General features: G+C 72.1%; 23 protein-coding genes. 17 read left to right on the plus strand and 6 right to left on the minus strand.

Annotated elements, in window-relative coordinates; translation table 11 throughout:
- Positions 1-50: 50 nt before the first annotated feature.
- From OWR29_RS06915 to OWR29_RS06950, 8 genes are all read left to right on the plus strand, one after another.
- Positions 51-386, plus strand: a complete 336-nt coding sequence (locus OWR29_RS06915; protein WP_267561671.1) for a hypothetical protein — start codon at positions 51-53, stop codon at positions 384-386.
- Positions 387-471: 85 nt separating this feature from the next.
- Entirely contained in the window at positions 472-1,674 is a 1,203-nt protein-coding gene (locus OWR29_RS06920; protein ID WP_267561673.1) for a PP2C family protein-serine/threonine phosphatase, read from the plus strand.
- A complete protein-coding gene (locus OWR29_RS06925; protein ID WP_267561674.1) occupies positions 1,671-3,278 on the plus strand; it encodes a sensor histidine kinase in 1,608 nt (535 codons plus the stop codon). The genes OWR29_RS06920 and OWR29_RS06925 overlap by 4 nt, the downstream gene beginning before the upstream one ends.
- Positions 3,275-3,730 (plus strand): response regulator, encoded by a 456-nt coding sequence (locus tag OWR29_RS06930; protein ID WP_267561675.1) that lies wholly within the window; start codon positions 3,275-3,277, stop codon positions 3,728-3,730. Before OWR29_RS06925 ends, OWR29_RS06930 begins: the two co-directional genes overlap by 4 nt.
- Entirely contained in the window at positions 3,723-4,532 is an 810-nt protein-coding gene (locus OWR29_RS06935) for an inositol monophosphatase family protein (RefSeq protein ID WP_267561676.1), read from the plus strand. The genes OWR29_RS06930 and OWR29_RS06935 overlap by 8 nt, the downstream gene beginning before the upstream one ends.
- Before the next feature lie 5 nt (positions 4,533-4,537).
- The gene (locus tag OWR29_RS06940; RefSeq protein ID WP_324291224.1) at positions 4,538-5,299 is read left to right on the plus strand and encodes an SDR family NAD(P)-dependent oxidoreductase; all 762 of its coding nucleotides are present in this window, start codon (positions 4,538-4,540) and stop codon (positions 5,297-5,299) included.
- 107 nt (positions 5,300-5,406) lie between these two features.
- Positions 5,407-6,366, plus strand: coding sequence for a coiled-coil domain-containing protein (locus OWR29_RS06945; RefSeq protein WP_498371629.1), 960 nt, complete (start codon positions 5,407-5,409; stop codon positions 6,364-6,366).
- Between the two features lie 41 nt (positions 6,367-6,407).
- Positions 6,408-7,907 carry a fused MFS/spermidine synthase gene (locus OWR29_RS06950; RefSeq protein WP_267561678.1) on the plus strand — a complete coding sequence of 500 codons (1,500 nt, stop codon included), beginning with the start codon at positions 6,408-6,410 and terminating at the stop codon, positions 7,905-7,907.
- Here OWR29_RS06950 and OWR29_RS06955 read toward each other — a convergent pair.
- The gene (locus OWR29_RS06955; RefSeq protein WP_267561679.1) at positions 7,874-9,571 is read right to left on the minus strand and encodes a serine/threonine-protein kinase; all 1,698 of its coding nucleotides are present in this window, start codon (positions 9,569-9,571) and stop codon (positions 7,874-7,876) included. The genes OWR29_RS06950 and OWR29_RS06955 overlap by 34 nt on opposite strands.
- Before the next feature lie 261 nt (positions 9,572-9,832).
- Between OWR29_RS06955 and OWR29_RS06960 the strand changes: the two genes are divergently transcribed.
- Positions 9,833-11,080: an MFS transporter gene (locus OWR29_RS06960; RefSeq protein ID WP_267561680.1), complete on the plus strand. Its 1,248-nt coding sequence runs from the start codon at positions 9,833-9,835 to the stop codon at positions 11,078-11,080.
- Positions 11,081-11,211: 131 nt separating this feature from the next.
- On the opposite strand, the gene OWR29_RS06965 is transcribed toward OWR29_RS06960, so the two are convergent.
- Positions 11,212-11,610, minus strand: a complete 399-nt coding sequence (locus OWR29_RS06965) for a hypothetical protein (protein WP_267561681.1) — start codon at positions 11,608-11,610, stop codon at positions 11,212-11,214.
- Between the two features lie 106 nt (positions 11,611-11,716).
- On the opposite strand from OWR29_RS06965, the gene OWR29_RS06970 reads away from it, so the two are divergent.
- From OWR29_RS06970 to OWR29_RS06985, 4 genes are read left to right on the plus strand one after another with little or no spacing between them, the layout of a single operon-like run.
- Positions 11,717-13,867, plus strand: a complete 2,151-nt coding sequence (locus OWR29_RS06970; RefSeq protein ID WP_267561682.1) for a RecQ family ATP-dependent DNA helicase — start codon at positions 11,717-11,719, stop codon at positions 13,865-13,867.
- A 42-nt stretch (positions 13,868-13,909) separates the two neighbouring features.
- The gene (locus OWR29_RS06975; RefSeq protein WP_184953800.1) at positions 13,910-14,215 is read left to right on the plus strand and encodes a metal-sensitive transcriptional regulator; all 306 of its coding nucleotides are present in this window, start codon (positions 13,910-13,912) and stop codon (positions 14,213-14,215) included.
- A 28-nt stretch (positions 14,216-14,243) separates the two neighbouring features.
- Positions 14,244-14,456 (plus strand): heavy-metal-associated domain-containing protein, encoded by a 213-nt coding sequence (locus OWR29_RS06980; protein ID WP_267561683.1) that lies wholly within the window; start codon positions 14,244-14,246, stop codon positions 14,454-14,456.
- Positions 14,449-15,465, plus strand: a complete 1,017-nt coding sequence (locus OWR29_RS06985; RefSeq protein WP_267561684.1) for a DUF8832 domain-containing protein — start codon at positions 14,449-14,451, stop codon at positions 15,463-15,465. Before OWR29_RS06980 ends, OWR29_RS06985 begins: the two co-directional genes overlap by 8 nt.
- Here OWR29_RS06985 and OWR29_RS06990 read toward each other — a convergent pair.
- Positions 15,462-16,601, minus strand: a complete 1,140-nt coding sequence (locus tag OWR29_RS06990) for a class I SAM-dependent methyltransferase (RefSeq protein ID WP_267561685.1) — start codon at positions 16,599-16,601, stop codon at positions 15,462-15,464. The two genes, OWR29_RS06985 and OWR29_RS06990, sit on opposite strands and share 4 nt — an antisense overlap.
- A 133-nt stretch (positions 16,602-16,734) precedes the next feature.
- On the opposite strand from OWR29_RS06990, the gene OWR29_RS06995 reads away from it, so the two are divergent.
- The gene (locus OWR29_RS06995; protein ID WP_267561686.1) at positions 16,735-17,394 is read left to right on the plus strand and encodes a biliverdin-producing heme oxygenase; all 660 of its coding nucleotides are present in this window, start codon (positions 16,735-16,737) and stop codon (positions 17,392-17,394) included.
- 11 nt (positions 17,395-17,405) lie between these two features.
- A complete protein-coding gene (locus tag OWR29_RS07000) occupies positions 17,406-17,705 on the plus strand; it encodes a DUF2470 domain-containing protein (RefSeq protein ID WP_267561687.1) in 300 nt (99 codons plus the stop codon).
- Positions 17,706-17,756: 51 nt separating this feature from the next.
- Here the strand turns inward: OWR29_RS07000 and OWR29_RS07005 are convergent, their stop codons facing one another.
- The 3 genes from OWR29_RS07005 to OWR29_RS07015 all read right to left on the minus strand — a co-directional run bounded on the left by OWR29_RS07005 (position 17,757) and on the right by OWR29_RS07015 (position 20,758).
- The gene (locus OWR29_RS07005) at positions 17,757-19,580 is read right to left on the minus strand and encodes a DEAD/DEAH box helicase (RefSeq protein ID WP_267561688.1); all 1,824 of its coding nucleotides are present in this window, start codon (positions 19,578-19,580) and stop codon (positions 17,757-17,759) included.
- 257 nt (positions 19,581-19,837) lie between these two features.
- The gene (locus OWR29_RS07010; RefSeq protein WP_203761855.1) at positions 19,838-20,062 is read right to left on the minus strand and encodes a DUF3107 domain-containing protein; all 225 of its coding nucleotides are present in this window, start codon (positions 20,060-20,062) and stop codon (positions 19,838-19,840) included.
- A 36-nt stretch (positions 20,063-20,098) separates the two neighbouring features.
- The gene (locus OWR29_RS07015) at positions 20,099-20,758 is read right to left on the minus strand and encodes a TetR/AcrR family transcriptional regulator (protein ID WP_267561689.1); all 660 of its coding nucleotides are present in this window, start codon (positions 20,756-20,758) and stop codon (positions 20,099-20,101) included.
- 154 nt (positions 20,759-20,912) lie between these two features.
- Here OWR29_RS07015 and OWR29_RS07020 point away from each other — a divergent pair, with 154 nt between their 5' ends.
- The gene (locus OWR29_RS07020) at positions 20,913-23,534 is read left to right on the plus strand and encodes a hypothetical protein (RefSeq protein WP_267561690.1); all 2,622 of its coding nucleotides are present in this window, start codon (positions 20,913-20,915) and stop codon (positions 23,532-23,534) included.
- Positions 23,531-24,493, plus strand: coding sequence for an alpha/beta fold hydrolase (locus tag OWR29_RS07025; RefSeq protein WP_267561691.1), 963 nt, complete (start codon positions 23,531-23,533; stop codon positions 24,491-24,493). Before OWR29_RS07020 ends, OWR29_RS07025 begins: the two co-directional genes overlap by 4 nt.
- Positions 24,494-24,586: the final 93 nt, after the last annotated feature.

Raw genomic sequence — 24,586 nt, forward strand, 5'->3', positions numbered from 1 at the left:
GACACCGGGTAGTGGGAAGATCGTTTACGGCGTGCAATAGCGTTGTCGGGGTGAGCACGCCCATCGACCCGGCCGCAGTGATGGCGGCGTTCATCGACGCCGTCGAGCCGTACGACCCTCGCCCCGAGGACCCGCCGGTCGCGTTGATCGGTGTGCGCACCGCCCTCGGCGAGGCCACCTACGCGGTCGGCGACCACGTGATCCGCGCCATGATCAAGGCTCTCGCGGCCTACCGCGACCCGGAGGACAGGGGCACCTGCGTCGAGTGCGGCAGCCGCCACCTCGACGAGAATCTGCACTGCCGGGAGTGCGGACGGCTGCACGGCATCCTCGGCGAGGTCATCGCCCAGCACGCCCGCCGGGTGGCCGCCGAGGACGTCCCGTGAGACCGTGCCGGTGTTGTGCGCCGCTCCCCGGTGGGGAACTATCAGCGGGTCAGCGCCGGGCGGAGGACATGTGGGGGGACACGGCATGACTGAGCGCTCGGTCGCGCCGCGGGCCCGTCCCGTTGATCCGGTCTATCAGGAAAGGCTGCGCGTCCTGCTGGTCGAGGACGACGAGGGCGACGCCTTCCTGGTCCGCGAGCTGCTGCACGAGGCCGACGCCCCGTTCGACCTGCGGGTGGCGACCAGCCTGCGCGAGGCCCGGGGCCAGCTCGCCGGCATCCACTGCGTCCTGCTCGACCTCGGCCTGCCCGACGCCGAGGGCATCGACGGGCTGCGCAAACTCCTCGCGGTGGCGGGCAGCGCGGCCGTCTGCGTGCTCACCGGCCGCTCCGACGAACACCTGGGTGTCGCCTCGGTCGCCGAGGGCGCGCAGGACTACTTGGTCAAGGGCCAGGTCGACGGCGTCCTGCTGACCCGTTCGCTGCGCTACGCGGTCGAGCGCAAGCGCGCCGACGAGAACGCGCAGCGGCTGCGCGAGGTCGAGCTGCGCCAGGCCGAGTCGGCCCGCCTCGAACGAGGCCTGCTGCCGCAGCCGCTGATGTCCACCGAACGGGTGGCAGTGCACACGTTCTACCGCTCGGGCCGGGCCATGGGCCTGCTCGGCGGCGACTTCTTCGACGTCGTCCAGGTGGGGGCGGACAAGCTGCACGTGATCGTGGGCGATGTCTGCGGGCACGGGGTGGACGAGGCCGCGCTGGGCGTCGAGCTCCGGGTCGCCTGGCGGGCGCTGGTGCTGGCCGGCGTGCCCGACGAGCAGATCCTGGGCTCGCTCGAGCAGGTGCTGATGAGCGAGCGCCGGGCCCGCGAGGTCTTCGCGACAGTGGCCTCGGTGGTGCTCGACCTGGCGGGCAACAAGGCCGTCTTCCGGCTGGCCGGTCATCCGCCTCCGGTGCTGCTGCAGGGCGGCCAGGTCACCCCGGTCGAGGCCCGCCGCGGCATCGTCCTGGGGGTGCGCCCCAAGCCCACCCCGGCCACCGAGGTCCCGTTCTCCGGAGATGACTGGTCCCTGCTGATGTACACCGACGGCCTGATCGAGGGCCACACCGGCCACGGCAACGAACGGCTCGACGTGAGCGGGCTGTGCGGCCTGCTCGACGAGACGGCGGCCCGCTCGGTGCCGCTGGCCGCGCTGCCGGCCTGGCTGGTCGGCCGGGCCGAGCAGGCCAACGGCGGCCCGCTGGCCGACGACGTGGCGATGCTGCTCATCTCGCGGGGGCACGGCCGATGAGTCTGTTCTCCGTGCGCACCTGGACCCTGCGGCGGCGCATCGTCGCCCTCTGCATCGCGGTCGGCGTGCTGCTCAGCGCGCTCGGCGTGTTCGCCGCGATCACCGCCGCCCAGAACAACCGCCAGCTCGACGACGTGCTCAACCGGGCCAGCCCCATGCGGGCGGCCGGTGAATCGCTCAACACCGCCTACGTCGACCAGGAGACGGGCATCCGCGGCTTCGCCATCACCGGCAACGAGGCCAACCTGCAGCCGTTCAACCAGGGTCTGGCCGACGAGCAGCGGCTGGTCAGCCGCATCGAGGGGCTGCTGCACCCGGAAGACACCGCCATCCGCGACGAGCTGACCGAGGTGCGGCAGCGGGCCGACGTCTGGCACCGCGAGGTCGCCGAGCCGGTGATCGCGCTGATCAAGGCCGAGGGCACCCAGGCCGGCCAGGACAGGCTCAAGTCGACCTCGACCGAGCGGTTCGACGCCCTGCGGGTCGCCATCGCCGACATGCAGGACGACATCCAGGTGCTGCGGACGAAGTCGGCCGACGCCGCCAAGCAGAGCAGCCGCACGATGGTGGCCATCCAGATCACCGCCGCGGCGATCATCATCCTGGCCGGCTCGGCCCTGTTGCTGCTGCTCGACCGCATGGTCAGCCGCCCGGTGACCGAGCTGGCCGAGCAGGTGCGCGAGGTGGCCGACGGCGACTACGACCGGCACATCGCCAGCTCCGGCTCGCCCGAGCTGGCCGGCCTGGCCACCGACGTCGACGGCATGCGGCAGAAGATCGCGGCCGAGCTGAGCGAGGTGCGCGAGGCCCGCAGCCAGATCGAGTGGGTCAACGACCAGCTCAAGGTGCAGGCCGAAGAGCTCACCCGGTCCAACCGCGACCTCGAGCAGTTCGCCTACGTGGCCTCGCACGACCTGCAGGAGCCGCTGCGCAAGGTGGCCAGCTTCTGCCAGCTGCTGCAACGCCGGTACGCCGGGCAGCTCGACGAACGCGCCGACCAGTACATCGCATTCGCCGTGGACGGCGCCCAGCGCATGCAGCGCCTGATCAACGACCTGCTGGCCTTCTCGCGGATCGGCCGGCTGACGGCCGGCTTCACCGAGGTCGACCTCGACCACGTGCTGACCGAGGTGCGCTCGCAGCTCGAGGTGCGGGCCGGCGAGGACGCCGAGATCAGCTGGGGCGAGCTGCCCACCGTCGAGGGCGAGGAGCCGCTGCTCACCACGCTCTTCGTCAACCTGATCGGCAACTCTCTCAAGTTCCGCCGGCCCGAGGTGCCCCCGGTGATCCGGGTCAGCGCCGAGCGCGACGGCGGCGAGTGGCGGATCAACGTACGCGACAACGGCATCGGCATCGAGGCCGAGTTCGCCGACAAGGTCTTCGTGATCTTCCAGCGCCTGCACGCCCGGGACGCCTACGAGGGCACCGGGATCGGCCTGGCCATCGTCAAGAAGATCGTCGAATATCATGGCGGTCGGATCTGGCTGGACCTCGAGGTCGAGGACGGCACGTCGGTCTGGTTCACCCTCCCGGTGCTGCCGGGCACTCCGGACGAGGAATCCGCGGCGCCGGAACAAGAGGCGAGAGAAGAGGTCACGGCATGACGTCTGCGATACGGGCCGACGGCACCCCGATCGAGGTGCTGCTGGTCGAGGACGACCCGGGCGACGTGATGATGACCCAGGAGGCGTTCGAGGAGCACAAGGTCCGCAACCGGCTCAACGTCGTCTCCGACGGCGCCGAGGCGCTGGCCTACCTGCGGCGCGAGGGTGAGTACGCGAATTCCGTGCGCCCCGACCTCATCCTGCTCGACCTCAACCTGCCCAAGCGGGACGGCCGTGAGGTGCTGGAAGAGGTCAAGAAGGACGACGAGCTGGGCCGCATCCCGGTCGTCGTGCTCACCACGTCGGCCGCCGACGAGGACATCCTGCGCAGTTACCAGCTGCACGCCAACGCGTACGTGACCAAGCCGGTCGACTTCGAGCGGTTCATCGCGGTCATCCGGCAGATCGACGAGTTCTTCGTCAGCGTCGTGAAGTTGCCGCCGCGTGCTTGACCAGGTCGGCGAGCTCATCCGCGAGGTCGCGGCGACGGTCGTCCTGCCGCGCTTCCGTCACCTCTCGTCCAGCGAGATCCAGCAGAAGGCGCCCGGTGACCTGGTCACCATCGCCGACAAAGAGTCCGAGCGGGCGCTGACCAAGGGGCTGACGGCGTTGCTGCCCGGCTCGCAGGTGGTCGGCGAGGAGTCGGTGGCGGCCGACCCGGGGCTGCTCGGGCGGCTCGGCGACAGCGGCGCGGTCTGGATCGTCGACCCGGTCGACGGCACCAACAACTTCGCGGCCGGCAAGACGCCGTTCGCGGTGATGGTGGCGTTGCTGCGCGACGGTGAGCCCGCCGCCTCGTGGATTCTCGACGTGGTCGGCGACAACCTGACGGTGGCTGAGGCCGGCTCGGGCGCCTACCGGGACGGCGTACGGGTCAAGACCCGCACCGACGACCCGGGCGCGGCCGCCCTGCGTGGCGTCGTGGCCAGCCACTACCTGCCCGAGCGTCTGCGGTCGGTGGCCGCGGCCAACGCGCGCGCGTTCGGCGAGGTGACCAAGGGACACCACTGCGCGGGCTACGAATACCCGGCCGTTGCCCTCGACGAGCAGCAGTTCGCGCTGTTCTGGCGGATCCTGCCGTGGGACCACGTGCCGGGCACGCTGATCATCCGCGAGGCCGGCGGCACGGCGTTGCACCTCGACGGGACGCCCTACAGCCCGCAGGACAGCGAGCGGGGGCTGCTGGTCGCCGCGAACGACGACATCTGGCGCACCGCCCGGGACACTCTCTTCCCGGACACGACCATCCTGTAGGGCCTGTGACCTCGTACCTGGAAAGCGTTTTCGGTCTTCAGGGCCGGACGGCGATGGTGACCGGTGGCAGTTCGGGCATCGGCCGGGCCATGGCCGTCGCGCTGGGACGGGCCGGCGCACGCATCGTGCTGGTGGCCCGCCGTCCCGAGCCGATGGCCGAGGTGATCGACGAGCTGCGCGGTTTCGGCGCCGAGGGGCAGGCGATTTCGGCCGATCTGGCCGATCGGGCCGGCGTCGCACGGGTCGTCGCCGCCGTCGAGGCGCCGGACATTCTGGTCAACTCGGCCGCGGTGAATCGACGTCCACCCCTGGGCGAGCTCACCGAGGACGACTGGGACGTGACGCTGGCGGCCAACCTGACCGCCCCGTTCCTGCTCGGTCAGGCCTTCGGCCCGCGGATGGCCGACCGGGGCTGGGGGCGGATCATCAACGTGGTCTCGCAACAAGCCTTCCGCGCGTACGGCAACAGTGGCGCGTACGGTGCGTCGAAGGCCGGCCTGGTCGGCCTGACCCGGTCGCAGGCCGAGGCGTGGTCGGCTCACGGCGTCAACTGCAACGCGATCGCGCCCGGCGTCGTCCACACCCCACTCACCGAGCCGGTGTTCGCGGATCCGGCGATCGTCGCGAAGCACGCGGCCCGCACGATGATCGGCAGAAACGGCGTACCCGCCGATTTCGGGGCGTGTGCCGTGTTCCTGGCCAGCGATGCAGCTGTCGCCGTCACGGGCCAGACACTCTTCGTCGACGGCGGTTACTCGGCCAGTTGATCGATCTGCCGCTGGAGTACGTATCACGGTAGAGTCTGCCCGCGCTTAACCTGGGGAGGTAATCCGTGGCGGCGGTATTCAAGCGCCGGCTCAGCATCGTGCTCGCGATGGTCATGGCATTTCTGCTGGTGGCCCCCGTGGCCGCGCAGGCCGACCCCGACGAGGGCGACGACAAGACGCTGCGCAACGCGCTCGAGTCCGCGGCCAAGGGCCAGGCGACGGCGATCCAGAAGCTGAAGGCGTCGAAGAAGCGGGCCGTGCAGCTGCAGGCCACGGTGAAGCAGGCCCAGTCCGGCGCCAAGGCGATGGAGAAGCAGGTCAACGAGATCGCCACCCGGTCGTACCGGCTGGGCCGGCCCGGCACGATGTCGATGCTGCTCGACTCCAGCTCGCCCGACATCTTCCTCGAGCGCGTGGAACGCCTCGACATGATGGCCCAGCTCGACTCGCAGACCCTTATCCGCTACCGCGAGACGCTCGACAAGGCCGAGGCGGCCAAGGCGGCGATCGACAAAGAGGTGCGCGAGCAATCCAAGCAGGTCGCCGCGCTCACCAAGAAGAAGAAAGAGGCCGAGCTCGCGCTGGCCAGTGTCGGCGGCGGCTCGGTCGCGGGCGGCTTCGTCTCGGGCAACTCGCCGCTGGCCAAGCCGGCCCCGCGCAACTCCGACGGCTCCTGGCCCGACGAGAAGTGCACGATCAAAGACCCGACCAGTTCGGGCTGCCTGACGCCGCGCACGCTGAACGCCTACAAAGAGGCCAAGTCGGACGGTTTCACCCGCTACACGGTCTGCTGGAGCCAGCGGAACTCCGGCGAGCACCCCAAGGGCCGGGCCTGCGACATGTCGTCCAACGCGACGACGTACAAGAACTCGCCGGCCACGGGCGGGGACAGGGCGTACGGCGACCGGCTGGCCAACTACTTCGTGAAGAACGCCGACCGGCTCGGCGTCATGTACGTGATCTGGTTTCGGCAGATCTGGTTCCCGGGCGACGGCTGGCGAAGTTACAGCGGAAGCGGCGGGGCGTCGGCCGAGCACACCAACCACGTGCACGTGTCGATGCTCTAGTCCCAGGCGACTGCCAGGTTCGGGCGGCTAGCATCCGGCGGATGGGAAACCCGCCGCCGCGCGCTCTGCCGTCCGGCCTCGCCACCGCTCTGGTCTTCGGCTCGAGCGGGGCGGTGCTCGTCCTCGAGATCCTGGCGCTGCGCCTCGTCGGGCCCTACGTCGGCGTGACGCTGCAGGTGAGCAGCTCGGTCATCGGCATCTCGCTGGCCGCCATCGCGTACGGCACGTGGCTGGGCGGCCGGCTCGCCGACCGGTTCGATCCGCGCCTGCTGATGGCCCCGGCCTTCCTGCTCGGCGCCATCGGCACGGCGCTGACGCTGCCGCTGGTGCGTTTCGGCGGTGAGGTGCTGCGGGGCGGCGCCGCGCCGGCCGTGCTGCTGCTGGCCGCCCTGGCCGTCTTCCTGCCCGCGTTCATCCTGTCGACGATCACCCCGCTGGTGGTGAAGCTGCAGCTCAGCGATCTCAACCGGACGGGGTCGGTGGTCGGGCGGCTGTCCAGCGTCGGCACGCTGGGGGCGATCACGGCCACGCTGGCCACCGGGTTCATCTTCGTGGCGGCGGTGCCGTCGAGCTGGATCATCATCACGCTGGCGGTGCTGCTCGCGGCCTCGGGCCTCGCGCTGGCCTGGTGGCTGCGGCGCACCGGGGCGGTGCTGCCGGGCAAGCCGCGGACGCGGGCCGTTCTGGCCTCGGTCGGGCTGGTCGGGGCCGGGCTGGGCGTGGCCTCGCCCACCCCGTGCGACGTCGAGACGGCGTACCACTGCGCGCAGGTGCGCACCGATCCGGCCGAGCCGGGCGGCCGCGAGCTGATCCTCAACTCGGCCCGGCACTCCTACGTCGACCTCGACGACCCGCGGAACCTCGAGTTCGCGTACATCCAGTGGATCGGTGCGGTGGCCGACGTGCTGCCGATGGGCCCGGTCGACGCGCTGCACCTGGGCGGCGGCGGCTTCACCATGCCCGACTACCTGCGGGCCACCCGCCCCGGCAGCGATCAGCTGGTCATCGAGCTGGACGGCGGGCTCGTCGATCTCGACCGTTCCAAGCTGGGGCTTCGCACCGACGAGAACCTTCGCGTACGGGTCGGGGACGCTCGTGTCGGCGTCGCCGATCAGGCCGACGAGTCGTACGACTTCGTCGTGGGCGACGCCTTCGGCCACCTCACCGTGCCCTGGCACCTGGCCACGGAAGAGATGGCGACCGACATCGCCCGGGTCCTCAGGCCCGGCGGCGTCTACGTCCAGAACGTGATCGACTACCCGCCCGACCGGTTCATCCGGGCCGAGCTGGCGACCGTGGCGGCGGCGTTCCCGCACGTGGCGGTGATCAGCAGCAAAGAGGCGCTGGCGGGCGAGGTGGGGGCCAACTTCGTCATCATGGCCTCGAAGTCGCCGCTGCCCGAGGCCGACGTGGCCCGTCGCGTGGCCAAGGTCGCCGACCCCGCGATCGTCCTGACCGGCGAGCCGCTGGCCGAGTTCGTCGACAACGCGCGCGTCCTGACCGACGACTACGCCCCGGTCGACCAGCTCCTGGCCGGGTAGCTTCCACGTCGTACCGGGGCGGCGTCGGAGCGCGGGGACCGGGCGCGGTCGCGCCGGCTGGCCGCGACGTTGGCCATCACCTCGGCCCGGCACTCGACGCCGTCCACCGAGAACGTCAGCGGCAACGGGTTGTAGTCGCGGTACTCCCCACGCAACGTGAAGGACTTGAGTTTGCCGTGACCCTTCGCGGTCACCCGGCGGCCCTTCTGCGTCACCGCCTTCGATCCGCCGGTGAGTTTCTGACTGCCCGGGTACGAAAACTGGACCTTCCACGACCCGGCGGCCGAGGTGGCGACGGTCAACTGGGCCTCGTAGCTGCGTCCCGAATCCTGGCGGAGCTGATAGCGGACCGAACACTGGCCCTCGTCGCCCGGGCCGGCCGCCACGACGCCGTTCCCGGCGGCCTGCGCCTCCGGCACCTCCGAGGTCTCGCGGCCCGCCGACCAGGCGACCCCGGCCGTCGCCACCACGATCAGGGTCACCATCGCGGCCTGAGCCCGGTGCCGCGCGCTCGGAAAGCCCACCGTCGCCGTTCTTGGCCGGCGGCGCACGCGGCCGCCCTGGAAGAGGCCGCCACCCAGGGGCCGTGCCCCGCGCAGCTGCAGGGCTGCTCCGATCTTCAGGGCGACCCGCAGCCGCAGCACCCGGGCCGCCGGGCGGGGCCCCGGCACACCGCCGGGCAGGCCCAGATAGGCCAGCAGCGAGCGGCCCAGCCCCGGACGGCGTCGCGGCACGACCGCGGGCGGGCCGGCCGCGCCGCGTACGGCCTGCGGCGCGTCGGCTGCCCGCTCGACCAGCGGCGGGATGATCGGCTGGACGCCGACGGTGACGGCCAGGTCGTGGGCCACCTCGGCCGCGCCGGGACGGTCGGCCGGATCCTTGGCCAGGCAGCGCAGGGCCAGCTCGGCAACGGACGGCGGCAGGCCGGGGATGGCGGGCAGGGGATCGGGGTCGGCGTACAGGTGGGCGCGCAGCGCCTCGGCGGTGTTGTCGGCCGGCCACGGATGGCGGCCGCACAGCGTGCGATACAGCAGCAGCCCCAGCGCGTATACGTCGGTCGCCGTCGAGACCTGCGCCCCGCCGAGGCGTTCCGGGGCCAGATAGGCCGGGGTGCCGAGCAGGCTGCCGTCGGGCGCGGCGTCCCGCTGGCCGACGATCGCCGAGATGCCGAAGTCGACGACCTTGGCCCCACCGCCGGTGAGCATCACGTTGGCCGGGGTGACGTCGCGGTGCACCACCCCGCGGGCGTGCGCCGTGGCCAGGGCCGACGCCACCTCGACGGCCACGGTGACCGCGTCGCGCCACGGCAGCGGGCCCTGGCGCACGATGCGGGCCGACACCGACTCGCCGTCGTTCAGCTCCATCACGACGTACGGGACGGTCAGCCGCTCGTCGAGCGGTGACTCGCCGAAGTCGAACACGCCGGTGATGTGCGGGTGGCAGAGCCGGGCCGCCGCCAGGGCCTCCTGGCGCAGCCGATCACGGAACATCTGGTCGTCGGCCAGCCGGGGTGAGAGCACCTTGACCGCGACGGCCCGCCCGAGCCGCTCGTCGTAGCCGCGCCACACCTCGGACATGCCACCGGCGCCCAGCTTCTCGACGAGCCGGTACCGCCCGGCGATACGAAGCGAGGCAAACTGACCGTTTCGCTCCGTCCGCCCCATGTGCCGATTGTGACCCGAGGGACGGGCTGCTCGATGCCGGTCCGGCGAAACCCGTTCCGCTCGTGCCCGATTGCCGGGTTCGGCTAGGGTCAGCCTCGTCCTGATCCCGCCGGACGGAGGGTTCGCATGCAGCACACCTCGGTGACCGTTCTCGCCTCGACGCGAGGGCGTGTCTCGGCCCGTTAGAAAGCCGGCGGGCCCACGCTTCTCCTCGCCTCGGGGCGGTCGACGCAGACCGTTTCCTTCGCTCGAGGAGTTCTTTTGCGTGCCCCTTTCGCCGCGCCCCTGGGTGCGGATTTCTGGAAGCTCTGGACGTCGTCCGCCGTCTCCAACCTGGGTGACGGCATTCTCATGGTGGCGGGCCCCCTGCTCGTCGCCTCGATCACCGGAAGCCCGGCCGCGGTGGCCGCCGCGGTCTTCGCCCAGCAGCTGCCGTGGCTGCTGTTCGCGCTGATCAGCGGGGCCTGGGCCGACCGCCTGGACCGGCGCCGGCTGGTCGTCGCGGTCAACGCCGGGCGGGCCACCGCGATGGCCGGGCTGGCCGCCGCCGTCGCCTTCGACGTGGTCACGGTGCCGCTCGTCCTCGCCGTGTTCTTCGTGCTCGGCACCGGCGAGACCCTGGCCGACACGGCGTCGGCGGCCTTCGTCCCGGCGATCGTGCCCGAGCCGCTGCGGCCGAAGGCCAATTCCCTGCTGTACGCCAACTTCAACCTGCTGAACCAGTTCGCCGCCAAGCCCCTCGGCGGCTGGCTGTTCGTCCTGGCCGCCGCGGTGCCGTTCGCCGTCAACGCCTTGACGTTCGCCTTCTCAGCCGCCCTCATCGCCACCATCCGAGCCCTCCGACCGGCACCGTCGGCCGGCGATGACGGGGTGCGCCGGCCCGGTCTGCGGGTGGAGATCGGCGAAGGCGTGCGGTGGCTGCTGAGACACCGCCTGCTGCGCACGCTCGCGTTCACCATGGCCGTCGGCAACGTGGTCTTCTGCGCCGCGTTCGCGGTGTTCGTGCTGTACGCGATGCGCCGCCTGGGCCTCGGCGACGTCGGCTACGGCGTGCTGCTCGTGGCCTTCGCGGCCGGCGGCTTCCTCGGAACGCTGGTCGCCCCGACCCTGATCCGGCAGGTCATAGCGAGCTTCCTGCTGCGGACCGGCCTGCTGATCGAGGTCTCCCTGCACGCGACGCTGGCCCTGTCCCGTGAGCCGTGGGCCGTGGCGGCGATGATCGTCGTCTTCGGCATCCACACCACGGTCTGGGGCGTGGTGGTGACGACGATCCGCCAGCGCGACGTCCCACCCGCCATGTTCGGCCGGGTCACCAGCGTCTACTCGTTCCTGGAACTGGGCGGGGCCGCGCTGGGCTCCCTGCTCGGGGGTGCGCTGGCCACCGCGTACGGGCTGATCGCCCCGTACTGGATCGCCACCGTGGCCATGGCGCTGGTGGCCGCGGCCGCCTGGCGCCCCCTCAAGGCCGCCACACTCCGCACAACGCCCGAAGCGGCCCTCGGCTCCTGACCGGCTTCACCGTGGCGTGGGCGGCACCCGGCGATCCGGTGCCGCCCGCGCCGCCATATCCAGCGCGTCCGGCGCCGATCATGTCGTGCCGCCCGCGCCGCCACATTCAGCGCGTCCGGCACCCGCCGGCCTTACTGAGCGCCGCCGGTGAAGCGGCCCTCGCCCTCGCGGTTGGGCCGGAAGCGCAGGCCTGACCAGCGGTTGTCGATCGCCACCTGGCCGCACGGGCGCATGTCGAAGTCGGCCACGATCGGCCACAGCGAATCGCGGTTGATGTCGGTCGCGTTGCCCTTCGGATACGCCACCCAGAACACCGCCGGCTTGGACAGGTCGGCCCGATGCTCTTCGAGTTGCTTGCGGGCGGACGCCGCATCGTCGGCGAACAGCACCGCCGTGCTCGCCGTGGCCAGCAGGTCGGCCTCGCGAACGCCGTCGGGCATCGGCGTCAGCAGCGGCAGATGCGCCGGGTCGGACAGCCAGACCGTGGTGTTCGGCTTGATGAGCAGCTTCTCGGCGATCGTCTTCGACATGCCCTGATTCTGCGCCGGTCCGGCCCGGTTTTCTGCTGCCTGTGGACAACGGCTCCGCCTGTGGATAACTCCGGGTTCTGTCGGACCGGCCTGATAGACATGCCCCGTGACCGAGACGACCCCAGCAGTCAGCCCAGCCGACCGTGCCGCCGTCCGTGAGCGGGCCGAGGCGGTGCTGCGCCGGCTCGCCGGTGAGCATGCGGTGCTCCGTGAGGATCAGTGGCGCGCCATCGAGGCGCTCACCGTCGACCGCCGCCGCGTGCTCTGCGTCCAGCGCACCGGCTGGGGCAAGTCCGCCGTCTATTTCGTGGCCACGGCCCTCCTGCGGCAGGGTGGCAGCGGCGCCCCCGCCGGGCCGACGGTCATCGTGTCACCCCTGCTGGCCCTCATGCGCAACCAGGTCGAGGCGGCCGCCCGGGCCGGCATCACGGCCCGCACCATCAACTCGGCCAACCTCGACGAGTGGTCGCTGATCGAGGCCGAGATCCGCGCCGGCGAGGTCGACGTCCTGCTGATCAGCCCCGAGCGGCTCAACAACCCCGACTTTCGTGACAACGTGCTCCCCGGCCTGGCCGCCGAGACGGGCCTGCTGGTGGTCGACGAGGCGCACTGCGTCTCCGACTGGGGTCACGATTTCCGCCCCGACTATCGGCGGCTCCGCACGTTCCTGGCCGGCCTGCCCGGCCACACGCCCGTGCTCGCCACCACGGCCACCGCCAACGCCCGGGTCACCGCCGACGTGGCCGACCAGCTGGGCGACGCGCTGGTGCTGCGCGGCTCGCTCGAGCGCGACTCCCTGCGTCTCGCCGTGCTCGACCTGCCCAATCCGGCCCACCGGCTGGCCTGGCTGGCCGACCACCTCGATCGGCTGCCCGGCTCCGGCATCATCTACACGCTCACCGTCGCCGGGGCCACCGAGACGGCCGAGTTCCTGCGCTCGCGCGGGTTCCCCGTGGCGTCGTACACGGGCCAGGTCGAGGACGCCGAGCGCCGCGCGGCCGAGCAAGACCTGCTCGACAACAAGATCAAGGCGCTGGTGGCGACGTCCGCGCTCGGCATGGGCTTCGACAAGCCCGACCTCGGCTTCGTCGTGCACCTGGGCGCGCCGCCCTCGCCGATCGCCTACTACCAGCAGGTCGGCCGGGCCGGCCGGGCCGTCGAGCACGCCGAGGTGGTGCTGCTGCCCGGCGCCGAAGACGCGGCGATCTGGCGCTACTTCGCCACGCTGGCCTTCCCACCGGAAGATCAGGTGCGCGCCGTGCTGGCCAACCTGTCCGGCGACCGCCCGATGTCCACCCAGGCCCTCGAGCCGCTGGTCGACCTGCGCCGCAACCGGCTCGAAATGATGCTCAAGGTGCTCGATGTGGACGGTGCCGTCCGGCGGTCGCGCGGCGGCTGGCTGTCCACCGGCGAACCGTGGACGTACGACACCGCCCGCCTGCGCCGGGTCGCCGAGGCGCGCTCGGCCGAGCAGAAAACCATGATCGAGTACGCGTCGACGGATGCCTGCCGCATGGAATATCTCCGCCGCTGCCTCGACGATCCCGAGGCTCAGCCGTGCGGCCGCTGCGACAACTGCGCCGCCCCGCTGTTCGACGCCGAGGTGTCGGCCGGCTCGCTGGCCGCGGCCGACGCGTTCCTGGGTCACCCCGGCATCGTGATCGCGCCCAAGAAGATGTGGCCGACCGGCCTGGCCGCCGTCGGCATCGGGCTCAAGGGCAAGATCCCGGCCGGCGAGCAGATCGAACCCGGCCGGGCCGTCGGCCGGCTCTCCGACCTGGGCTGGGGCAGCCGCCTGCGCGGCCTGCTGGGCCCGGAGTCACCCGACGCCCCGATCCCCGACGAGCTGGCCGCGGCCGTGGTCGAGATCCTTAAGGACTGGGCTCACGGCGACGACGCCTGGGCTCAGCGGCCCGCCGCCGTGGTCGCCGTCGCGTCGAGCCACCACCCCGAGCTGATCAGCAGCTTGGCCGCCCACATCAGCAAGGTCGGCCGCCTGCCCTTCCTGGGCGCGGTCGCGGTGGCCCACGCCGACGGCTCCGACGCGCGCGGGAACAGCGCCCAGCGCGTCCGGGCGCTGCACGACGCCTTCACCGTCCCCTCCGAGGTGGCGGCCGAGCTGGGCGCCCTGTCCGCCCCGGTGCTGCTGGTCGACGACCTGGTCGACTCCGGCTGGACCATGACGCTGGCCGGTCGCGCCCTGCGCCGTGCGGGCGCCGAGGGGGTGCTGCCGCTGGCGCTGGCCGTGGCCGGGTGACCAGAAGCGAGGGTAGATACGGGGAGGGGGTATGCTCGGGTCATGTCCGATGAGTCGACGCCGCAGCACGGTCCGCATGGGTACTCGGGCGACAAGGCCGCTCTGCTCGGGCGCCTGCGCCGCATCGAGGGGCAGATCCGGGGCCTCCAGCGCATGGTCGACGAGGACACGTACTGCATCGATGTCCTGACCCAGATCTCGGCCGCCAAGAGCGCGCTCCAGGCGGTGGCGGTGGGCCTGCTCGAGGATCACCTGGCCCACTGCGTCGTCGACGCGGCCCGGGCCGGCGACCCGACGGCCAAGGTCAAAGAGGCGTCCGACGCGATCGCCCGGCTCGTCCGCTCCTGATCTCCCCGCGTTCTCGAAAGGCTTTGCCATGGCTGTGACCAGCACCTACACCGTTACCGGCATGACCTGCGGGCACTGCGTGCAGGCGGTGACGGGCGAACTGTCCGCCCTGCCGGGCGTCGGTGACGTGCAGGTCGATCTCGCCTCCGGCGCGGTCACCGTGACCAGCGAGGCCCCGCTCACCGACGACGCCGTGCGCGCCGCGGTCGACGAGGCCGGCTACGAGCTCGCGAATGCCTGACGCCCCACCCCGCATGGTCGACGAGCCGCCCGTCGAGGTGGCCGAGACGCCGGTGGGGGACAAGGCCGGGTTCCGGCTGGCCGCCTTCGGCGCGGTGCTGATCGTTGTGCTGTTCGCCGGGTACGGGCTGGGGCGGCTCAACAACTCGACGACCTCGGCCTCGGCCCCGCCCACGGCCGGGGCGCAGACCGGCGGGGCAATGCCGGGCATGGCCATGCCGAGCGCCACCGTGGACGAGAACCAGCCGCACGCGCACAACGCCGACGGCGCCTCTGTGCAGGCGGGCGCGGCCATGCCCATGGGGTCGAGCGTGGGCGGGCTGTCGCTCAGCTCGGGCGGGCTCACCCTGGTGCCCGCGACGACGAGTTTCCCGGCCGGCCGGGCCCAGCGCCTCAGCTTCCGGATCGCCGGGGCCGGCGGAGCGCCCGTCACCACGTACGCGGTCGTACATGACAAGCCTCTGCACCTGATCGTCGTGCGGCGCGATCTGACCGGGTTCCAGCACCTGCACCCCACCATGGCGGCCGACGGCACCTGGGGGATCGACCTCACGCTGGCCCAGCCGGGCATCTACCGCATGATCGCCGACTTCACCGCGATCGTCGGCGGGCAACAGCTCGCGACCACGCTGGGCAGCGACCTCACCGTGCCTGGGGACTACGCGCCGCAGGCCCTGCCCGCTCCCGTGAACACCGACAAGCCAGACGGCTTCACGGTCTCGTACGAGGGAACACCCGACACCAAGGCGACGCAGCCACTCCTCATGACGGTGACCGGGGCCGACGGCAAGACGGCCCGGCTCGACCCCTACCTCGGCGCTTTCGGACACCTGGTGGTCATGCGAGAGGGCGACCTCGCCTACGTGCACGTTCACCCCGAGGCCACGCTGGTCGACGGCAAGGTGAAGTTCTGGCTGACCGCCCCGAGCAGCGGCCGCTACCGGATGTTCTTCGACTACCAGGTGGACGGCCAGGTGCACACCGCGGAATGGACCCTCGAAATCGACTAGGGCAGCATCTTTTCGAGGGCCGGGGTCACGCCCCACTCGGTGGTCAGGGCCTCGTATTCGGCCCGCTGGGCCTCGGTCGGCGGGGTCGAGGTGCGGCGGGCCCGCAGCAGCAGGTTGCGCGGCGTGTGGGCCGAGTCGATGAACTCGACGACCTCGACCTTGTAGCCGTTCAGGCGCAGCAGCGCGGCCCGCAACGAGTCGGTCAGCACGTCGGCGAACCGCTCCCGCATGATCGCGTGGCGGGTCAGCTCGCCGAACGGGGCCGGCGCGGGACGGCCCTTGAGCTGGGCCGCGATGTCGTGGTGACAGCACGGGGCGGCCAGCGTCCACTGCGCGTTCCACTCCACGGCCCGGGCCAGCGCCTGATCGGTGGCGGTGTCGCAGGCGTGCAGCGCGAGCACCAGATCGGGCTCGAACGGCAGGCTCACCTCTTCGATCGTGCCGGCCACGAAGGTCACGTCGTCGGCGCAGCCGAGCGAGGCGGCCACGGCGGTGTTGCGTACGCGCTGGTCCTCGCGCACATCGACCCCCACCACCTGGACCGGCACGCCGCGCCCGGCCAGGTAGCGATAGGCCGCGAACGTCAGATACGCGTTGCCGCAGCCCAGGTCGACCACCCGCAGCGGGGACGGCAGCGTCTCGGGCAGCGTGGCCTCCAGGGCGCGCAGGAAGGCGTCGATCTGCCGCCGCTTGGCCGCGTTGCCGCCGATCACCTGGAACAGCGGGTCGCCCGGGTCGAGCAGCCACTGCTTCTGCCGGTCGTGGCCCTCGGGCGCCGCGACCGCCCCCGACGCCGCGGCCCGGTGGACCTGAGCGTCACCCTTCTTGGTCACCCGCAGTTGCAGCGTGACCGAGGCCGTCTCGACGTGCCAGTTGCCGAACGGCTCGGCCAGCAGCTCGTCGATCGCGGCGCCCGCCTCGGCGCCCGGTTCGACGTTGCGAGTGAACGGCCGCGAGCCGTCGTCCGTCACGATCTGCAGTCGCGGACCACCCTTGAGTGTTACCGGCCGGATCTCGGCCCGGGTCACCGAAGGAGTGAATCCGCGGCGGCGGCCGGCCGCGACGGCACGGGTCAATCCGGGCGCGAGCAGCAGATCCCGGACTTCGGCGAGGGCATCGGCGAGCTGTTGTGGCATCCCTCCATTCTGCCGCGCGTCTTTCGGAAACCAGCGCGGCGTAAGATCCCGCCGCACACGCGCCGTGAGGTGCCGTGGGGGCCGAGTTGATCTATGGATAGGCTGATGAGCCGGGATGTGAGGTGCCTTGCCGATGTCGCTGATGGCCGATCCGCCGGGGACCGACCGGCTCTCCGTTCGTGTGCGCCGCAACACAGTCGGGTCGCATGACGCGGCCCAGCGCAGCGGCTTCCTCGACGCCTTGGCGGCCGGCCAGTTGCCCTGGGAGGCCTACGCCGACCTGACCGCGCAGCACTGGTTCATCTACGAGGCGCTCGAGTCGGCCGCCACCACGATGGCCGACGACCCCGTGGTCGGCACGTTCCTCTTCCCCGAGCTGCGCCGGCTCCCGTCCCTCGAGTCCGACCTGCAGTTCCTGTACGGGCCACGCTGGGCCGATCACCTGTTCGCGCTGCCCGCCACCACGACGTACTGCACCCGCCTGCGCGACGTCGCCCACCGCGCGGCCACCGGTTTCGTCGCCCACCAGTACACGCGCTACATCGGCGACCTCTCCGGCGGGCAGTATCTGGGCCCCGCGATCGCCCAGTCCTACGGCCTGCCCGCCACCGACGGTCACCGCTTCTTCGTCTTCAACGGCGTCGACCCGATGGCGTTCAAGAACCACTACCGCGTCCTGCTCGACTCGGTGCCCTGGTCCTTGGCCGAGCAGGACGAGTTCATCACCGAGGTCACCGAGGCCTACCGGCTGAACATCGGCGTCCTGAACGAACTGCAGAGCCGCTGGGCCTAGAAAGGGCTGACGTGACGGATCCGTTCCCGCCCGAGGTGGTCGCCCAGATCGCCCGGCACATGAACGACGACCACGCCGACGACAACGTGCTGATCGTGCGCGCGCTCGGCGGCGTGCCGTCGGCGACCGCGGCCCGCATGTCCGGTCTGGACGCCGACGCGATGGAGTTCCAGGCGGTGGTCGACGGCATCGAGGTGCCGGTGCGTGTCCCGTTCGCCGAGCGCCTCACCGAACGCCGTCAGGTGCGGGCCGAGGCCGTCCGCATGTATCGCGAGGCCTGCTCCGCGCTGGGTCTCGAGCCCCGCCATTAGAAAAGCCCCCGGGTCCAGGTGACGGACCAAGGGGCTTTCCCAGTACGGATGTCAGGCGGTCGTGCCGACGCCGGCTTCAGAGCCGCCGGTCATCTCGGCCGGCACCGCCTCGGCGGCAGCGCTCTCAGAACCGGAGCCGGAACCGCGGTTTCCGCGGCCACCACGGCGGCGGCGACGGCGCGGCGCCCCGTCCTCATCGGTGTCGGCGTCTTTGGCGTCGGCCGTGGGCGCGGCCTCTTCGCTGCCGTCGGAGAACGTCGGCGTGGCCGCCCGGCGACGGGTCCGCGTGCGGGTCTTCGGCTGAGCGTCCGCGTCCGCGTCCGCCGTCGCCGGACCGTCGCCGACGGCGGCATCGGCGCCCTCGCCGATGGTGGTCTCGGCACCCGCCGCGGCGTCCTCGCTGACCCGGCGCCGGCGACGCTGCCGCTTGGGCCGCTCGCCGCCTTCCGGCTCGTCGGACGAGCTGGACGGCGCCGGGGACGAACCCGAGCCCGAGCCGCCGCGGCTGCGACCGCCGCGGCCCCGCGGGCCGGTCTCGCGACGGCCCCGACGACCGCCGCCCAGGTCTTCCTCGACCTCGGCCGACAGGCCGGCCCGGCTGCGGTCGGCGGTGGGCAGCGTGCCCGACACGTCGGTGGGGATGTCCAGGTCGCTGTAGAGCGCCGGGCTCGTGTGGTACGTCTCGGGCGGCTGCGGCATGCTCAGGCCCATCGACTTGTCGATGAGGACCCAGCGCGGCATGTCTTCCCAGTCGACGAAGGTCACCGCGACGCCGGTCGCGCCGGCCCGGCCGGTGCGGCCGATGCGGTGCGTGTACGTCTCGGGGTCTTCCGGGCAGTCGTAGTTGATCACGTGGGTGACGCCGGACACGTCCAGGCCGCGGGCCGCGACGTCGGTGGCCACCAGCACATCGATCTTCCCGCTGCGGAACGCGCGCAGGGCCCGCTCACGAGCGCCCTGGTTGAGGTCGCCGTGCACCGCGGCCACCGCGAAACCGCGGAAGTCGAGGTCTTCGGCGAGCCGGTCGGCGGCCCGCTTGGTCCGGGTGAAGATCATCGTGAGGCCGCGACCGCGGGCCTGCAGGATGCGGGCCACCATCTCGACCTTGTTGAGCGGGTGGGTGCGATAGACGACCTGCTTGGTCAACGGCGACGGGCCACTGTCGGCGGTGTGGCCGGCGTGGATGGTCACCGGGTGGCGCAGGAAGCGGCGCGACAGGGCGACGATCGGGTCGGGCATGGTGGCCGAGAACAGCATGGTCTGCCGCTGCTCGGGGATCATGGCCAGGATCTTCTCGACGTCCTCGAGGAAGCCCAGGTCGAGCATCCGGTCGGCCTCGTCGAGCACCAGCGTCTTGATCGAGTCGAGCTTGAGCTGCTTCTGCTTGGCCAGGTCGAGCAGGCGGCCGGGCGTGCCGACCAGGATCTCGACGCCCTTCTTGAGCGCGTCGACCTGCGGCTCGTAGGCCACGCCGCCGTAGATGGGCAGGACGCGGACGCCGCGGGTGCTGCCGGCGGCGGCGAGGTCGCGGGCCACCTGCAGGCCCAGCTCGCGGGTGGGGACGACGATGAGCGCCTGGGGGCGGCCGTCGGCGCCCTCGGACACGGCGGTGACCCGCTCGAGCATCGGCAGGCCGAAGCCGAGGGTCTTGCCCGTGCCGGTGGGGGCCTGACCGATCAGGTCGGTGCCGCGCAGGGCGATCGGCAGGGCGTATTCCTGGATGGCGAAGGCGTGGGTGATCCCCGCCTTGGCCAGCGCTTCCACGGTCTCGGCGCGGACACCCAGCTCGGCGAACGTGGGGCTGTCGGGCCGGACCGGCGCGCGGTTGGTCACCGGTACCAGTGCGGGTTCGGAGATCTCGATGTTGTCGGTCATGAAGTTTTACGGGTGCCTCTCGTGGTGCGCCCGTCGGAAGCTGGGGCGCGGTCTGGATAGGGCGCGGGCCACACGCTCACTGGAGAAAAGCGGGCCGCACGCGCGGGTTGCCGCGGCGATCGGTAGAGATCGACGTCGACGGCAACGCCGCCAGTCTACCCGACTGGGCGATCGTGCACCTCAGAGCGGACTTTCGCGCCGAAAGCACGCTGAGGGCGCCCCCGTGCGGGGACGCCCTCAGCGAATATCGAGCTGACTCAGCGGGTGGTGAATCCGAACGGACGCGTGTTCGACTCGGCGATCTCCACATAAGCCACCTTGGCGATCGGGATGATCACCTTGCGGCCCTTCTCGTCTGTGAGCGACAGCACGCTGTCCTTGGCCATCGCCTCGGTCACGGCCTGCTCGACCTCCGCCGGGGTCTGAGCGCTCTCGAGCACCAGCTCACGCGGCGTGTGCTGCACGCCGATCTTGACCTCCACGGGGCCCTCCTTCTCGCGGTCTTACCGCGTGCAAGGCTATCCGATTTCGGCCGTCGTGCCGCCTGATGCGCCGCCCTGGAGGGGGAAGCTGGCGATTCCCCGCCAGATAAGCGCAGCTACGAGCGCTTCGGCTTCAGCTTTGGGCGTACGCCGTCCGTTCGCCAGCCAGAACTGGGCCGACTGTCCGGCCGCCCCGACCAGGCCCGCCGCGAGCAGCCGCGCGGACTCACCGGGCAGGTTGGTGTCCGAGATGATGGTGTCGGTCACGGCGGCGATGCAGCCCTGCTCGACCCGTTCGACCCGCTGGCGCACCTGCGGGTCGTTGCGCAGGTCGCTCTCGAAGACGAGCCGGAAGGCCTCGCTCTCGTGATCCATGAAGTCGAAGTACGCCCGCACGGCGCCCTTGACCCGCTCCTTGTTGTCGGCCGTGGCCAGCATGGCGTCGCGAACCTTGGCGATTATCGCGTCGCAGTGCGTGTCCAGCAGGGCCAGATAGAGCTCCAGCTTGCCCGGGAAGTGCTGGTAGAGCACGGGCTTGGAGACGCCGGCCCGCTCGGCGATGTCGTCCATCGCGGCGGCGTGGTAGCCATGCGCGACGAAGATCTGCTGAGCCGCCGCGAGCAGCTGCTTACGGCGCGCGGAGCGAGGCAGACGGGTGGGACGGGCCGTCTGAGCTCCGCCGGACGCAGCGGTCATGTCTCTCGAACCTCCAGGGGGTCGGACCCCATTCGCCGGCGCGTATTGCCCGGATCGGCGCGTGATGCTGTCGATGGGCAATTGTCGCGCCGCTGCAACTTATCGCCACTGCAAGCACACGGTAGCCTCAGCGGGGGCGAGCGAGGAGCACGCGGTGGATGAATCAGGGCATTCCGGGGACGCCGGGGCCGCGGACAGCGGCAACGGTGCCGATTCGCGCGAGCGCGCTCGGGTGAACGGCTGGGCGACGTCGGACAGTCCTTGGTCCTTCACGGGCTCCACGGTCGACACCGAGGCCGAGGTGCCGGCCTGGCGCCGCCCGGGGGCCGAGACGCGCTCGTTCCCGCGTAATCCGGCATTTCCCTCGTCGGCCGTCCCGGTGTCCGCGCTGCCCTCGTCGAGCATTCCGGCGCCTGCCCCGGCTCCGGCCCCGCCCGGCTTCGTCGACGCCCAGCAAAGCGGCGAAATTCCCCCGTCCGTGGATCCCGGAACGGGTGGTTCCCGCTGGGACAGGTCCCGTTTCTCCGAGCTGCTGAGCCCGGCCACGCCGCCCGCCGAGCCGCCCCGCCCGGCCGCGCCCCCGGCCCTGCGCCCGGTCGACGCCGCCACCAGCCCCGCCGCCACCAGCCCCGCCGCGCCCAGCGCACCGCCCCAGCCGCCGGCCGCCCTCCGCGAGCCCGGCTTGGGCGCGGGCAATCGTCTTGAGCCCGGCCTCGGCACCGGCGACCGACGCGAGCCCGGTCTCGGCACGGGTGACCGTCGCGATCTCGGCCTGGGCAGCGGCGATCGTCGCGAGCCCGGCCTCGGCACCGGCTCCCTCCGCGAGCCTGGTCCGGGCACCGGCGATCGTCGCGAGCCCGGTCTCGGCACCGGTGACCGCCGTGATCTCGGGCTAGGCGCCGGCTCCCTCCGCGAGCCTGGTCTGGGCACTGGTGACCGCCGTGAGCCTGGTCTGGGTTCCGGTGACCGCCGTGAGGCTGGTCTAGGCACTGGTGATCGTCGCGAGGCTGGTCTGGGTGCCGGTGACCGCCGCGAGCCCGGCCTCGGCAGCGGGACCATGACGCCCGGGCTCACCAGCGGGAACGTGCCGTCTGCGCGGCCCGCTCCGCTGCGCGCCTACGACGTGCCGACGCCCAGCAGCGCCCCGCCCTACCCGTACGAGGGCGACCTCGACGACGCGACCCCCGAGCCGGCGCCGCCGATCGTGCAGCAGCGTGCCGCCGTGCCGCTGGTGCGCCCGGCTGCTCCCGGCGGCCGCCGGGCCGACTGGGGCACGGCCGAGCACAAGACCACCGAGCCGCCCCGCCACGCGCTGAGCGGCGGCACCCCGGTGCAGGGCGTGCCGCGCGTCGCCTCCGACGAGCCCGGTCCGGCCCGGCCGGCGTACGACCCGTCGAGCTTTCCGCGCCGCCTGTCGTACGAGACACCGAAGCCCTATGACGCTCCCCGCCCGTACGAACCGAAGCCCTACGAGCCGCCCGCGCCCTACTCGGGTTTCGGCGAGACCACCGCGCGTCTCGAGTCCGCGGTCGAGCCGCGTGGCCTGCCCCAGCGGGTGCCCGCGCAGCCCGACCTGCCCCGCGGCGTCCCGGAGCCGCCGCTGGTCGAGGCCACTGCCGAGACTCCGGCCCTGGCCCGCATCGCCACCCATCTGCGCCGCGGCGACGTGCTGCCGGCCCAGGAAAGGCAGGAAGGTTTCGACGTGCAGGCGATCCTGGCCGCGGTGCGTGAGGTCGAGGGGGTGCGCGACGCGTCGCTGCGTCAGACCCCGACCGGCGCGCACAGCTTGCGGCTGGACCTCGCCGAGGGCGCCGACCCGGCCGAGGTGAGCCGACGGGTGGCCCGCCTGCTGCAAGATCGGATGGGCCTGGACGCGGCCATGCCCGGTGAGGTCCCGGCCCCGGCTCCGGCGGCCGCACCCGTCTCACCGTCGGCCCTGGTGCCCCGCAGCCGGCTCGCCGAGCCCGCTGCCGCCCCGGCTCCTCCGGTTTCGGCCCCGCCCGTACGTCCGCCGTCCCTGACGGACCGCCGCGCGGAAGAGGCCGCGGCGCGCGAGCAGGAAGCCCGCGAGGCTCGCGAGAAGGAGGCCCGCGAGCGGGCTGCCCGCGAGCTCGAGGCCAGGACGCGCGAGCGCGAGAAGCAGGATCGGGAGAAGCAGGAACGCGAGACCCGCGAACGCGAGGAGCAGGAGCGGGAGACCCGCGAACGTGAGACGCGGGAGGCTCGCGAGCGGGAAGCTCGCGAGCGCGAGGCCCGCGACCGCCACGCCGCTGCGGCCCGGCTCGTCCCCGAGGTCGACGAGTCGGCCGAGGTCGTCCCCACCGGCGAGTACGGACCACCGCGCCCGCTCTACCCCGGCGAACACCCGGGTCCCCGCATCGTCATCGAGAACGTGCACGTCAACACGTTCGGGTCGGACGCCACGGTGGAGGTCCGCCTCACCGTCGGCAACCGCACCGCGTCCGGTGTGGCCAGCGGTCCCGCCGTCGACGGCTATCTGCTGCGGCTGTGCGCGATGGCGACGGCCGGCGCGGTCGACGACCTGCTGGCCGAGTCGGACCACCCGGACGGCCCGGCCCGCTGTTTCGTCGAGCACGCGGCGGCCGTGCCGTTCGGCGCGACCCAGGTCGCCGTGGTCGTGCTGCTGCTCTCGTGCGGCGGCTGGGTCGAGCAGCTGGCCGGCTCGGCCGTGGTGAGCAGCGACGACCGGCATGCCATGGTCCGGGCGACGCTGGCCGCCGTGAACCGGCGGCTTGAGGCACTCTTGTCTCGATGAGAGGCGCCAACCTGGCCCCCGACAGCGCGCTGCTGCCGGAGGGCGAAGCTCCCGTACCCTGGCCTGCCCGCCGAGTCACCATCGGCGGGGCGATGCTGCACGTCCGCGACACCCCGGCCACCCGGCCCGACGCCGAACCGGCCGTCTACGTGCACGGGCTGGGCGGGTCGTCGCAGAACTTCACCGATCTGGCCGGTCTGCTGGCCGACCGGTTCGACGCGCAGGCGGTCGACCTGCCGGGCTTCGGCTACAGCGACCCGAGCCCGCGCTACTCGATCGCGTCGTTCGCGGGCAAGCTGATCAGCTACCTGGAGCATGACGGGCGGGGGCCGGTCCACCTGGTCGGCAACTCGCTGGGTGGCTCGATCGCGGTGCGTGTGGCGGGCCTGCGCCCCGACCTCGTACGGACGCTGACGCTTGTCTCACCGGCCATGCCGTTCCTCGACATCCGGCGTACGGCCCAAGCCCGTGCCCTGCCCTTGCTGGCCCTGCCGCGGGCCGACCGCCTGCTCGGGTGGGCCTTCTCGCGCCTCACCGCCGAAGAGATGGCCGAGCAGGTGCTCGAGGCCTGCTTCGGCGACACGCGCAAGGTCTCGCCGCAGCGCCGGGCCGAGGCGATGGAAGAGATCCGGCTGCGCTACACCGTCGAGCACTATCCCAAGGCCTATCTGGGCACCCTGCGCGGGCTGGTATCGAGCTTCCTGCGGGCCTATCTGCCGGGCGAGAACTCGCAGTGGCGGCTGGCGGCCCGGGTCGAGGCGCCGACGCTGGTGGTCGGCGGGCTCAACGACAAGCTGGTCGACCCCCGGGTGCCGCTGCAGGTCGCCCGGACCATCCCGGACTCCCGCCTGCTGATCCTGCCCGGCGTCGGCCACGTCGCCCAGATGGAGGTGCCGCGTGTGGTCGCGCGGGCCGTCGTGGGCATGCTGGACAGCGTCCGCTCCCCGGTCGGGGGATAGGCGCGCTCCGCTCCCCGGTCGGGGGATAGGCGCGCTCTGCTCCCCGGTCGGGGAAAGACACGCGCGACGCGGATCTCACAAGATCCATCAGGG

It is taken from the genome of Paractinoplanes pyxinae (assembly GCF_026626335.1).
GTDB classification, from domain to species: Bacteria; Actinomycetota; Actinomycetes; order Mycobacteriales; family Micromonosporaceae; genus Actinoplanes; species Actinoplanes pyxinae.